The 1,512-nt window shown below is 64.2% G+C and carries 1 protein-coding gene; it reads left to right on the forward strand.

Annotation, left to right across the window (positions count from 1 at the left end):
* The coding region (locus tag HRF49_11495; GenBank protein MEP0815271.1) for a radical SAM protein at nucleotides 1-1,360 on the forward strand (1,360 nt) is incomplete at its 5' end.
* Nucleotides 1,361-1,512: the final 152 nt, after the last annotated feature.

A 1,512-nucleotide genomic window follows, 5' to 3' on the forward strand; every position in this document is an offset into this window, starting at 1 on the left:
GTTCGTGGACGCGTGGGGGATCGGCGACGGGGAAAAGCTTATCGATCCGATTCTCGATTCGCTTTTCGAGACGGCGGGCGCGCCGCGGAGGGAGCGGCTTCGCGCGCTGGCCGCGATTCCCGGCGTGTACGTTCCGTCGCTGTACGAATGCGAGTACCGGGGGGGGAAGTTTTCGGCGATAAATCCGCTTGACGACGCCGCGCCCGCATCCATCCACCGCGCCGTCGAAATGGATATGGACAAATGCCCCATCCCGCCTTCTTTCCCGATTCCCATCGTGGAAAGCGTGAGCGGCAAGGCTGCAATCGAAATAATGCGCGGCTGCCCTGAAGGGTGCCGGTTCTGCCAGGCGGGGTATTCGTACCGGCCCGCGCGCGTGCGCGGCGCGAAATCCATCCGCGACGCGGCGGTGTGGCTTGCGGCGAGCGCCGGATGGGACGAGATCACGCTTCAGTCGCTGTCCGCGCTCAACCATCCGGATATCGCGCGGATATTCAGGGAGCTGCGCGAGGTGCTCGATCCGCTGCGCGTGAGCGTGGCGCTGCCGTCGCTGCGGATGGACGCGCTCTCCCGCGAGCTTGCGGCGGACATCCGGCGGCCGCGCGAAACGTCGCTCACTTTCGCGATCGAGGCGGGCAGCGGGCGGCTGCGCGACGCGATAAACAAACGCGTCGGCGAGGACGATATTTTCGCCACGCTGGATGCGGCGCTCGAAGCGGGCTGGCACAAGTTCAAGCTTTATTTCATGTGCGGGTTCGCGGGCGAAACGATGGACGACTTGGACGAAACTTCGGCGCTGATAAGGCGAATTTCGGCGCGGGCGAAAAAAGCGGGCGGCAAGCGCACGAGCGTCCACGCTTCGATGAGCGTGCTCGTCCCGAAGCCGGTCACGCCGCTTGCGTGGCAGCCGATGGAGCGGCCGGAGGTTACCGTGATGAAGACCGCGCGCGTCGCGCGCGCGGTGCGCGACCTGAAAAACGTGAAGTTCCACTGGCACGACCCGGACAAGTCCGCGCTCGAAGCGCTGTTCAGCCGCGGCGACAGGCGGATGGGATACGTTCTCGCGGCTGCGCATGCACGGGGCGTCCTTCCGCCGACGCTTTCGGAAGGCGCGTTCGACGCGTCGCCCTGGTTCGAAATCTGCGCGGACGAAAGCGTCTATCCGCCGGACGTGCCGCCCGTGGACGCGGAGGAATCGCTTTACGGCGAGCGGCCGAAGGATGCGCCGTTCCCGTGGTCGCACATAGATTACGGCATAAACGAAGCGTGGCTCGCGCGTGAGCTTCGCCGGTTCGAGAGCGGCAGACCGACGCCGTCGTGCGAGGAGAAGTGCGAGTACTGCGGGATTGCGTGCGGGTGAAAGGCCATTTCCGCTATCGCGAACGGGCGATGTGATTTATCGGGAAATCCGAGGCACATTCATGAATGAGGTGCAACACTCTAGGTGATTCAAGCCCGGAGGTGTTGCACCGTTGAAAGAGTACCATCACTTGACATTCAAGGACCGCATAC

Source organism: bacterium (assembly GCA_039961635.1).
GTDB lineage: Bacteria > 4484-113 > 4484-113 > JAGGVC01 > JAGGVC01 > JABRWB01.